At 72.2% G+C, this 9,936-nt stretch carries 9 protein-coding genes; 8 read left to right on the top strand and 1 reads right to left on the bottom strand.

Annotated features, from left to right (window positions below; translation table 11 throughout):
• The 6 genes from AB0J39_RS22925 to AB0J39_RS22900 form a co-directional block, all read left to right on the top strand.
• The coding region (locus AB0J39_RS22925; RefSeq protein ID WP_363468028.1) for a MerR family transcriptional regulator at window positions 1–753 on the top strand (753 nt) is incomplete at its 5' end.
• 113 nt (window positions 754–866) lie between these two features.
• On the top strand, window positions 867–1,388 hold the full coding sequence (locus tag AB0J39_RS22920; protein WP_363468026.1) for a sigma-70 family RNA polymerase sigma factor: 522 nt from the start codon (window positions 867–869) through the stop codon (window positions 1,386–1,388).
• A 2-nt stretch (window positions 1,389–1,390) separates the two neighbouring features.
• Complete coding sequence (locus AB0J39_RS22915) at window positions 1,391–2,371, top strand: DUF523 and DUF1722 domain-containing protein (RefSeq protein ID WP_363468025.1); 981 nt, start codon at window positions 1,391–1,393, stop codon at window positions 2,369–2,371.
• 28 nt (window positions 2,372–2,399) lie between these two features.
• Entirely contained in the window at window positions 2,400–2,897 is a 498-nt protein-coding gene (locus tag AB0J39_RS22910) for a TspO/MBR family protein (protein ID WP_363468023.1), read from the top strand.
• A gap of 106 nt (window positions 2,898–3,003) precedes the next feature.
• On the top strand, window positions 3,004–3,879 hold the full coding sequence (locus AB0J39_RS22905; protein ID WP_363468021.1) for an MEDS domain-containing protein: 876 nt from the start codon (window positions 3,004–3,006) through the stop codon (window positions 3,877–3,879).
• On the top strand, window positions 3,876–4,823 hold the full coding sequence (locus AB0J39_RS22900) for a sensor histidine kinase (protein WP_363468019.1): 948 nt from the start codon (window positions 3,876–3,878) through the stop codon (window positions 4,821–4,823). The genes AB0J39_RS22905 and AB0J39_RS22900 overlap by 4 nt, the downstream gene beginning before the upstream one ends.
• A 13-nt stretch (window positions 4,824–4,836) precedes the next feature.
• Here AB0J39_RS22900 and AB0J39_RS22895 read toward each other — a convergent pair whose 3' ends face one another.
• Complete coding sequence (locus tag AB0J39_RS22895; protein WP_363468017.1) at window positions 4,837–5,337, bottom strand: MarR family transcriptional regulator; 501 nt, start codon at window positions 5,335–5,337, stop codon at window positions 4,837–4,839.
• Between the two features lie 84 nt (window positions 5,338–5,421).
• Between AB0J39_RS22895 and AB0J39_RS22890 the strand changes: the two genes are divergently transcribed.
• Both AB0J39_RS22890 and thrS read left to right on the top strand, forming a co-directional pair.
• Complete coding sequence (locus AB0J39_RS22890; protein ID WP_363468015.1) at window positions 5,422–7,722, top strand: phosphoketolase family protein; 2,301 nt, start codon at window positions 5,422–5,424, stop codon at window positions 7,720–7,722.
• A gap of 194 nt (window positions 7,723–7,916) precedes the next feature.
• On the top strand, window positions 7,917–9,893 hold the full coding sequence (gene thrS, locus AB0J39_RS22885) for a threonine--tRNA ligase (protein WP_363468013.1): 1,977 nt from the start codon (window positions 7,917–7,919) through the stop codon (window positions 9,891–9,893).
• Window positions 9,894–9,936: the final 43 nt, after the last annotated feature.

The following is a 9,936-nucleotide window of genomic DNA, read 5'->3' as shown; positions in this document are numbered from 1 at the left end:
GCCGCCGCGCCGCCGGAGTCCCCTGCGCCCGCCAAACCGCCGCTGGTGCCGTCCGAGCCGCATGAGTCCTCCGGGCCCTTCGAGCCGCACGTGCCGTCCGAGCCGCGCGTGCCGCCCGCGCCCGCCGTACGGCAGGCCCCGGAACCCGGGTTGCTGTCGGCGGTGATGCTGGCCCGCGCGGTGACGGCGCTGGACGCCCCGACCATGAGCGCGGGACTGGACGCGGCGCTGACCACGCACGGCGTGGTGTGGACGTGGGAGCGGCTGGTGCTGCCGGTGTTCGCGGCCGTCAGCCGCAGGCAGCGGGACACGTGCGCCGGGATCGACGTCGAGCACCTGTTCTCCGAGCGGCTCCAGGCCGCGCTCGCGCGGTTCGCCGCCCGTGCGCCCTCGCCCGTGCATCCCCGTCCGGTCCTGCTGGCCGCCGCCGAGGAGGAGCAGCACGCGCTGCCGGTCCACGCCCTGGCCGCGGCGCTCGGCGCGCTCGGGGTGGAGACCCGTGTGCTCGGGGCGCGCACGCCGTACCGGGCGCTGGCGGACGCGATGCGCCGTCTCGGCCCCGCGGCGGTGTTCGTGTGGTCGCAGATGCGGGAGACCGGCGATCCGGCGCCGCTGGCCGGTCTGCCGCGGCTGCGCCCCGCCTGCCGCGTCGTGGCAGGCGGCCCCGGTTGGGGGGACGATCTGCCCGCGGAGGTCGTCCGGGTGACGACGTTTCGCGACGCCATCTCGGCGGTAATGACCACTCTGCGGTGAATTCGCGCCCTTTGGTGCTTTTTGAATCCAGCGTTCGGCCCCCATGGTTGCCCTCTCCAAGCGCGGACAGTTATGAATAGATTTTGAATAAGTTTTCGCGTCAAGGGGGGCCGATGGAGGAGACGCTGGAGTTCCGCCTCGCCGCGGGAGACGTGGGCGCCCTTGGGGAGTGCTACCGCTCCCACTCGCCGGCCGTGCGCTCCTACCTGCGCAGACTCGTGCCGCCGCAGGACGTCGAGGACGTCCTCCAGGTCGTCTTCACCGAGGTGTGGCGCTTCCGGCACCGCTTCGACCCGGGCCGCAGCCTGTCGGCCTGGCTGTACGGCATCGCCCGCAACCGCGCGGTGGACCACCTGCGGGCGCGCACGCCCGCGACGGTGCCGCTCGATGCGGTGCCAGACCCGGCGGGGCACGACGGCCGGCTGGACGGCGACGAGTTCGCCGACCGCGACCGCGTCCGGCGCGCGCTCGCCGCCCTGCCCCAGGTGCAGCGCCAGGCGATCGAGCTGGCGTACTACGGGGACCTGACCCAGCGGGAGATCGCCGAGCATCTGCGCGTCCCGCTCGGCACGGTCAAGGCGCGTACGGCGCGCGGTCTGCACCGCCTGTCCACGCTGCTGCGGACGGCGGCCTGACCATGGAACCGGCGGAGGGGATCAGGCCCAGGGTGGCCGTGTCGAGCTGCCTGCTCGGCGCTCCAGTGCGGTTCGACGGCGGCCACAGCCGTGACCGGTTCCTCACCGCCGAACTGTCGGAGCACGTGGACTGGGTGCCGGTCTGCCCCGAGATCGAGATCGGTCTCGGCGCTCCGCGCGAGACGCTCCGCCTGGAGCGCTCCGCCGACGGGCCCCGGCTGATGACCCGCCGGACGCGCGCGGACCTGACCGCGCCGATGACCGCCCTCGCCGCCGGGCGCGTGGCCGGTCTGGCGGACGTCGACGGGTACGTGTTCAAGTCGAGGAGCCCGAGTTGCGGACTCCACGGGATCCCCGTGTACGGGGGAGAGAGCGGGCCGGCCGACCGGCGCGGCAGGGGAGTCTTCGCCGCCGCGATCGCCGCCGCCCGGCCGGAGCTGGCGATCGAGGACGAGGGCCGGCTGCACGACGCCGTGCTGCGCGAGGAGTTCGTCGAGCGGATCTTCGCCTCGGCCCGCCTGCGGGCCCTGCTGGCAGGCGACTGGCGCCCCCGCGACCTGGTCGCCTTCCACGCCCGGCACAAGATGCAGATCCTCGCGCACGCGCCCGCGGCGTACCGGGAGATCGGGCGGCTCGTGGCGGCGGCGGGCGAGCGGCCCAGGGACGCGCCGGCCAGGGACGCGCTGGCCAGGGACTACGACCGGGCGTTCCGGACGGCCCTCGCCACCAGAGCCACGGTCGGGCGCCACGTCAACGTCCTGCACCACTGCCTCGGCATGATCGGCCGGGAGCTCGACCCGGTCCGCCGGGCCGACGTGGCCGAGGTGATCGCGTCGTACGGGGCCCGCAGGGTCGCCCTGACGGTGCCGATCGCCCTGCTCCGGCACCACGCGAGGGGCGCGGGGGTCGACTACGTCCGCGACCAGACCTACCTGTCCCCGTATCCCGACGCGCTGCGCCTGCGCAACCACATCCCCGCATGAAGGCGCCGCACGGGGCAGAGGAAGATCCATGAGATCCACATCGACGAAGACGCTGCTGCGCACGGCCCTCGCCGTGACCGCCGCCGCCGCGGTCGGCGGCCTGTCCACCGACGCGCGCTCCGGCTGGTACCGCCGGCTGCGCAAGCCCTCCTGGCAGCCGCCGCCGCAGACGTTCGGCCTGGTCTGGACGCCGTTGTACGCGACGATCGCCTACGCCTCCGCCCGCGCGCTGTCGCGGGCCGGCGACGGCTCACGGCCGGCCCTGCGGCGGGCGCTCGCGGTGAACCTGGCGCTCAACACGGCCTGGCCGCCGCTGTTCTTCAAGGCGCGCAACCCCCGCCTCGCGCTCGCGGAGATCCTCGCCCTCGACGTGTCGAACGCGCTGCTGACCCGCCGCCTCCTGCGCGAGGACCGCACGGCCGGGCTCCTGCTGCTGCCGTACGCCGGGTGGACGCTCTTCGCCACCGCGCTCAACGCCGCCATCGCCCGGAACAACCCGGAAGCGCGGCGTGACCCCGGCGCCTGAACCCGCCGGCCCGCCACAGGGGGATCGGCGGCGACGGTCCGGCGCGCACGAACGCCTATAGCCTGGGGGTGCCCGCATTCCTCAGGCGGCGCGTTATGAGGTGGCCATGGTCCCGTCCCTGTTCGACCGGCTGGTCGCCGGCGATCACGTGTGCGACGTCTACGACGACGAGGAGCAACGCCTCACCGCCGTCGCCCGGTTCGTCCGCGTCGGCGTCGGCGGCGGCAACAGGGTCGTCCACTTCTCCGCGGGCTCCCCGGAGAAAGCCGTGGACGAGCTCGTGACCCAGGGCGTGGACGCCCGGGCGCTGTGCGAAACCGGCGCACTGCAGGTGTACGCCGCCGGGGACACCTACCTGGCGTCGGGCTCCTTCGACCCGGAGGCGGCGATCGACGGCTGGCGGCGGATGCTCGCGGACGCCCTCGAAGCGGGCTACGCCGGCCTGTGGGCGCTGGGCGACATGTCCTGGGCGGCCTCGCAGGTCCCCGGCGTCGAGCGCCTCCACTGGTACGAGGCCGAGGTCAACCGGGTCTTCTCCGGTGGCCAGGCCCTCGCCATGTGCCTGTACGACCGGCGGACGATGCCGCCGGAGGCGCTCGACCGGATCTCCGCCGCCCACCCCTCCCGGCTCGGCCCCGGGCCGGACGAGAGCTGGGTCCCGCTGTTGCGCATGCGGCGGACGGCCGTTCCACCCGGCCTCGCCCTCACCGGTGAGGCCGACGCGTCCAACCGGGAGGCGCTCGCCGCCACGCTCGCCGGACTGCGGGAGGACCTGCCGGACGCGCGCGGACCGCTGACCGTCGACCTGTCGGAGCTGCGCTTCGCCGACGCGGCGGTCGCACGGCTGCTGATCGAGAGCCACCGTGCCCTTCGCGGAGGGATCAGGGTGATCGGGTGCCCGCCTCAGGTCGCCCGGCTGTTACAGGTGCTGGGCGGCGAGGGGATCCTCGGCGCGGTCGACCGCGCGGAGGTGACGGCATGACCGGGTTCGACCACATTGGGCTGCTGTACCGGGACGAGGACGAGTACGCCGCGGAATGCGCCGCCTTCCTCCGGCACGCTCTGGCCGCCGAGGAACCCGCGATGGTCGCCGTGCCGGGCGGCAACGGCGAGCTGATCCGGGCCCGCCTTGGAAGCGACGCCCATCGTGTCGTCTTCCGGGACATGAGCGTCGCGGGCCGCAACCCGGGGCGGATCATCCCGTCGGTCCTGCTCGCTTTCCTCCGCGAGCACGCGGGCCGGCGCGTCTGGATCATCGGCGAGCCCATCTGGGACGGGCGCAGCGAGATCGAGTATCCCGCCTGCGCCCAGCACGAGGCCCTCATCAACGCGGTCTTCGCCGCCGAGGAGGCCGCGATCCTGTGCCCGTACGACGTGGCGCGGCTGAACCCGGAGGCGGTCGCCGACGCGCACCGGACCCATCCCGTCATGCAGGACGCGACCGGCGTCTGGGACAGCCCGGTCTACACCGATCCGATCGAGACCGCCGCCGCGTTCGACGTCCCGCTGCCCGCCCCTCCGCCGACCGCGGCGGCCTACCGCTTCGGAGGCCTGCGCGCTCTGCCGGCGCTGCGCGCGTTCCTGTCCCGCGAGGCCCTCGCGGCCGGGCTCGGGGCGCGGCGCCTGACCGAGATGCTCATCGCCGTGAACGAGCTGGCCACCAACACCGGGGAGTACACCGACGGGGCCGGCACGCTGACGGTCTGGACCGAGGCAGGGACGCTGGTGTGCCAGATCGACGACGGCGGCCGGATCGCCGACCCGCTCGCGGGGCGGGTGCCGCCCCCCGACCACGCCACCCACGGACGCGGCCTGCTCGTCGCCCACGAGTTCGCGGACCTGGTCCGCGTCCATCGGCACCCGCGGGGGACGAGCATCCGCGTCCACTTCGCCCTGTCACCCGAGCAGGTGCCGGCCGTCGGGTGACGGCCGGCGCCGTTCACTGGGCGGCGTCGAGTTCGCGGGGACCCTCGACCTCGTCGGCCCGGTGTTCGAAGGCCGCGAGGATCGTGGCGAGGATCTCGCGGAACTGCCGCACCTGACCGGGGGTGAGGGGGTCGAACAGCACCCGCCGGACCTCCTCCACGTGGCCCGGCGCCGCCTTCACGATCGCGGCGTAGCCCTCGTCGGTGAGCTCGGCGACGGTCGTGCGCCGGTCCGCCGGCCGCTTGAGCCGCCGCACCCAGCCCTTCTCCTCCAGCCGGGAGACGGCGTGGGACAGGCGGCTGACCGAATACTGGAGGATGGCGGACAGCTCCGTCATCGTCATGGTCCGCCCGGGCGACTCGGAGAGGACCACCAGGATCATGTAGTAGGCGTGCGGCATGCTCGAGTCGCGCTGCAACTGCCGTTCGAGAGCCTCCTGGAGGAGCTGGCTCGTCCGCAGGTAGGCGCGCCAGGTGCGCTGCTCCTCCTCGTCGAGCCATCGGGTGCCGGGCATGGCGCCAAGACTACCGCCGCGAGTAGCTCGATCTTGGGGCGAAAGACCCTGGTTCGGCCGCCACCGTTGGGAAAGTGTCAGGGCATGAACGCATACGGGAACATCGACGCCTACTGGCGGGCCGCGAACTATCTGTCCGTCGGCCAGATCTATCTGATGGACAACCCGCTGCTGACCGAGCCACTCAAGCCCGAGCACGTCAAGCCGCGACTGCTCGGCCACTGGGGGACGACCCCCGGGCTCAACTTCTGCTTCGCCCACCTGAACCGGATCATCCGGGAGCGGGGCCAGGACATGATCTACATCGCCGGCCCCGGCCACGGCGGCCCGGCGGCGGTCGCCCACGCGTGGCTCGAAGGCGCCTACACCGAGCGCTACCCCCACATCACGCGGGACGCCGAGGGCATGCGCCGGCTCTTCCGGCAGTTCTCCTTCCCCGGCGGCATCCCCAGCCACGTCGCCCCCGAGACTCCGGGCTCCATCCACGAGGGCGGCGAGCTCGGCTACGCCCTCTCCCACGCGTACGGCGCGGCCTTCGACAACGCCGGCCTGGTCGTGGCCTGCGTGGTCGGAGACGGCGAGGCCGAGACCGGCCCGCTCGCCACCGCGTGGCACTCCAACAAGTTCCTCAACCGGGACACCGACGGGGTGGTCCTGCCGATCCTGCACCTGAACGGGTACAAGATCGCCAACCCGACCGTGCTGGCCAGGATCCCCGAGGAGGAGCTGATCAAGCTCTTCGAGGGGTACGGCCACCGCCCGCACATCGTCTCCGGCCACGAACCGGCCGAGATGCACGAGCTGATGGCCGGCACCCTCGACACGGTCTTCGACCAGATGGCCGACGGCGGCCCGCTCCCGATGATCATCCTGCGTACGCCGAAGGGCTGGACCGGGCCGCGCGAGGTCGACGGGCTCCCGGTCGAGGGCACCTGGCGCGCCCACCAGGTGCCGCTGACCGACGTACGGGACCGGTCGGACCGGCTGGCGGCCCTGGAGGAGTGGATGCGCTCCTACCGCCCGGAGGAGCTGTTCGACGTCGACGGACGGCCCATCGCGACGATCACGGAGACCGTCCCGGACGGGCCGCTGCGGATGAGCGCCAGCCCGCACGCCAACGGCGGCGAACTGCTGCGCCCGCTGGTGCTGCCCGACTTCCGGGAATACGCGGTCGAGGTCAAGGCTCCGGCGTCGGCCTCCAGCGAGCCGACCCGCGTCCTCGGGACGTTCCTGCGCGACGTCATCGCCGCCAACCCTGCGAACTTCCGGCTGCTCGGCCCGGACGAGACCGCCTCCAACCGCCTGTCGGCCGTCTTCGAGGCGACCGGCAAGGAGTGGGAGGCCGCCCTGCTGCCGACCGACGAGAACCTCGGCCCCCGGGGCAGGGTCATGGAGGTGCTCAGCGAGCACCAGTGCCAGGGCTGGCTGGAGGGCTACCTGCTGACCGGCCGCCACGGGCTGTTCAACTGCTACGAGGCCTTCATCCACATCGTCGACGCGATGTTCAACCAGCACGCCAAATGGCTGGAGTCCTCCCGCAAGATCCCCTGGCGGCGGCCGGTCGCCTCGCTGAACTACCTGTTGTCGTCCCACGTGTGGCGTCAGGACCATAACGGCTTCAGCCACCAGGACCCCGGCTTCCTCGACGTCGTCGCGAACAAGAAGGCCGAGGTCGTGCGCGTCTACCTGCCGCCGGACGCCAACACCCTGCTGTCGGTCGCCGACCACTGCCTGCGCTCGCGCGACTACGTCAACGTCGTCGTGGCGGGCAAGCAGCCCGTGCTCGACCTGATGAGCATGGACGAGGCGGTCGTCCACTGCACCCGCGGGCTGGGCATCCTCGACTGGGCCTCCACCGACGAGGGTGTCGACCCCGACGTCGTGCTCGCCTGCGCCGGCGACGTGCCCACGCTGGAGACCCTGGCCGCCGCCGCGCTGCTCCGCGAGCACCTGCCCGAGCTGCGGATCCGGGTGATCAACGTGGTCGACCTCATGCGGCTGCAGCCGGCCTCCGAGCACCCGCACGGCCTGCCCGACGCCGAGTTCGACGCGCTGTTCACCACGGACCGGCCGATCATCTTCAACTTCCACGGCTACCCGTGGCTGATCCACCGCCTGACCTACCGGCGCACCGGGCACGACAACCTGCACGTGCGCGGCTACAAGGAGGAGGGCACCACGACCACGCCGTTCGACATGGCGATGCTCAACGACATCGACCGCTTCCACCTGGTGATGGACGTGATCGACCGGGTGCCCGGCCTGGGCAGCCGCGCGGCCCACCTGCGCCAGCGCATGGCCGACGCCCGGCTGCGGGCCCGCGCCCACACCCGTGAGTACGGCGAGGACCCCGCCGAGATTCGCGACTGGACGTGGCCGTGCTGACTCCGCGGGCCCGGTGGGTCCCGGCCCCCTCTGGCGGCGTGACCGGGACGCGGGCGCGGCGGCGCGGGCGGGCGCGGCGCATCCCCGCCATTAGGGGGCGGCGGCACCGGTAGCATCGGAGGCGACCGGTGCCGCCGCCCCGCGTGCGCGCGGCCACCGAGATCCACGCATCGAACCTGTCCTAAGGAGCCACCGTGTCCGCCGCCCTTGAGATACGCATCACCCTCGCCGGAGCCGAGCGCGTGGTGGCGGCGGGTACGACGGCCGGGGAGGCGCTCGGCGCCGACGGCAGGTCGGTGATCGCCGCCCGGATCAACGGCGAGCTGCGCGACCTGGCCGCCGAGGTCGCCGAGGGCGACGTGGTCGAGCCGGTCGCGATCGACAGCTCCGACGGCCGGGCCATCCTGCGCCACTCCACCGCGCACGTCATGGCCCAGGCCGTCCAGGAGATCTTCCCCGAGGCCAAGCTCGGCATCGGCCCGCCGGTCGAGAACGGCTTCTACTACGACTTCGACGTGCGCGAGCCGTTCACCCCCGACGACCTCAAGCGCATCGAGAAGCGCATGCGCGAGATCGTCAAGCAGGGGCAGACGTTCCGGCGCCGCCCGATCGGCGACGACGAGGCCCGCGAGGAGCTCGCCGCCGAGCCGTACAAGCTGGAGCTCATCGGGCTCAAGGGCGGCGCGGCCGAGGCTGCCGACGGCGCGAACGTCGAGGTCGGCGGCGGCCAGCTCACCATCTACGACAACCTCGACCCCAAGTCGGGCGAGCTGTGCTGGAAGGACCTGTGCCGGGGGCCGCACCTGCCGACCACCCGCGTCATCCCGGCCTTCAAGCTGATGCGGTCCGGCGGCGCGTACTGGCGGGGCAGCGAGAAGAACCCGCAGCTCCAGCGCATCTACGGCACCGCCTGGGAGTCCCGCGAGAAGCAGGACGAGTACCTCAAGTTCCTGGAGGAGGCCGAGAAGCGCGACCACCGCAAGCTCGGCGCCGAGCTCGACCTGTTCTCCTTCCCGGACGAGCTGGGCTCCGGCCTGCCGGTCTTCCACCCCAAGGGCGGCATCATCCGCCGGGTGATGGAGGACTACTCGCGCCGCAGGCACGAGGAGGCGGGCTACTCCTTCGTCAACACCCCGCACATCACCAAGGAGAATCTGTACAAGATCTCCGGCCACCTCGACTGGTACGCCGACGGCATGTTCCCTCCGATGGAGCTGGAGGGCGCGCGCTACTACCTCAAGCCGATGAACTGCCCGATGCACAACCTGATCTTCAGGTCGCGCGGGCGGTCCTACCGCGAGCTGCCGCTGCGGCTGTTCGAGTTCGGCACCGTGTACCGGTATGAGAAGTCGGGCGTGGTGCACGGCCTCACCCGCGTACGCGGGCTGACCCAGGACGACGCGCACATCTACTGCACCCAGGAGCAGATGCGCGACGAGCTCAAGTCACTGCTGCGGTTCGTGCTCGACCTGCTGCGCGACTACGGCCTCGACGACTTCTACCTGGAGCTTTCCACCAAGGACCCGGAGAAGTACGTCGGCTCCGACGAGGTGTGGGAGCAGGCCACCGAGACCCTGCGCGAGGTCGCCGAGTCCGAGAACCTGAAGCTGGTTCTCGACCCGGGTGGCGCGGCCTTCTACGGCCCGAAGATCTCGGTGCAGGCGCGGGACGCCATCGGCCGCACCTGGCAGATGTCCACCATCCAGCTCGACTTCAACCTGCCCGAGCTGTTCGAGCTGGAATACCAGGCTGCGGACGGGACCAGGAAGCGGCCCGTCAAGATCCACCGGGCGCTGTTCGGGTCGATCGAGCGGTTCTTCGGCGTGCTGGTCGAGCACTACGCGGGCGCCTTCCCCCCGTGGCTGGCCCCCGTGCAGGTGGTCGGCATCCCGATCGCCGACGCCCACGCGCCCTACCTGCAGGACGTCGCCAAGCGGCTGCGTGAGCAGGGCATCAGGGTCGAGGTCGACGAGAGCGACGACCGCATGCAGAAGAAGATCCGCAACGCGCAGAAGGCCAAGGTGCCGTACATGCTGCTGGCGGGCGACGACGACATCGCCGCCGGCGCGGTGTCCTTCCGTTACCGCAACGGCGAGCAGAAGAACGGCGTGCCGATCGACGAGGCGATCAACGAGATCGTCGACGCGGTCCGCCGCCGCATCCAGGTCTGACGGAAGACAGTGAATCGGGCGTCCCCTCCGGGGCGCCCGATCG

The sequence above is a fragment of the Microbispora sp. NPDC049633 genome (genome assembly GCF_040675265.1).
Taxonomy (GTDB): domain Bacteria; phylum Actinomycetota; class Actinomycetes; order Streptosporangiales; family Streptosporangiaceae; genus Microbispora; species Microbispora maris.
Note: the sequence above shows the minus strand (reverse complement) of the source record. Positions and strands in the feature narration are given on the sequence as shown.

Coding starts and splice junctions, on each gene's coding strand:
- AB0J39_RS22890 (WP_363468015.1), top strand. CDS start 5,422: ATGAACGCATACGGGAACATCGACGCCTACTGGCGGGCCGCGAACTAT.
- AB0J39_RS22920 (WP_363468026.1), top strand. CDS start 867: ATGGAGGAGACGCTGGAGTTCCGCCTCGCCGCGGGAGACGTGGGCGCC.
- AB0J39_RS22905 (WP_363468021.1), top strand. CDS start 3,004: ATGGTCCCGTCCCTGTTCGACCGGCTGGTCGCCGGCGATCACGTGTGC.
- AB0J39_RS22910 (WP_363468023.1), top strand. CDS start 2,400: ATGAGATCCACATCGACGAAGACGCTGCTGCGCACGGCCCTCGCCGTG.
- AB0J39_RS22895 (WP_363468017.1), bottom strand. CDS start 5,337: ATGCCCGGCACCCGATGGCTCGACGAGGAGGAGCAGCGCACCTGGCGC.
- AB0J39_RS22900 (WP_363468019.1), top strand. CDS start 3,876: ATGACCGGGTTCGACCACATTGGGCTGCTGTACCGGGACGAGGACGAG.
- AB0J39_RS22915 (WP_363468025.1), top strand. CDS start 1,391: ATGGAACCGGCGGAGGGGATCAGGCCCAGGGTGGCCGTGTCGAGCTGC.